This window comes from Streptomyces murinus (genome assembly GCF_002154555.1).
Lineage (GTDB): Bacteria > Actinomycetota > Actinomycetes > Streptomycetales > Streptomycetaceae > Streptomyces > Streptomyces murinus.
This window is the reverse complement of sequence record NZ_MUNF01000948.1, coordinates 1-325: the sequence shown is the minus strand read 5'-3', so window position 1 is coordinate 325 and position 325 is coordinate 1. Positions and strand designations below refer to the sequence as shown.

General features: G+C 67.4%; 1 pseudogene (cut by a window edge). It reads left to right on the top strand.

Features of this window, described 5'->3' with window-relative positions:
- Positions 1 to 309: pseudogene (locus CCN72_RS36805) on the top strand (family 2B encapsulin nanocompartment shell protein); it begins 1,007 nt to the left of the window's first position.
- Positions 310 to 325: the final 16 nt, after the last annotated feature.

Here is a 325-nt window from a genome sequence, read left to right as displayed (position 1 = left end):
GTCGGCGGCCAGACGGTCCCGGCCTGGCGCGGGGTCCCGATCCTGCCCTGCAACAAGATCCCGATCAGCGAGGAGCAGACCAGCTCCATCATCGCGATGCGCACGGGCGAGGAGAACCAGGGAGTCATCGGCCTGTGGCAGACGGGCCTGATGGAGGAGCACGAGCCGGGCCTGTCGGTGCGCTTCATGGGCATCAACGAGCAGGCGGTCACCTCCTACCTCGTCAGCATGTACTACTCCGCCGCAGTCCTCGTCCCCGACGCGCTCGGCGTGCTGGAGAACGTGCACATCGCTCGCAGGCGGGACTGAACGCGTACATAGCCCG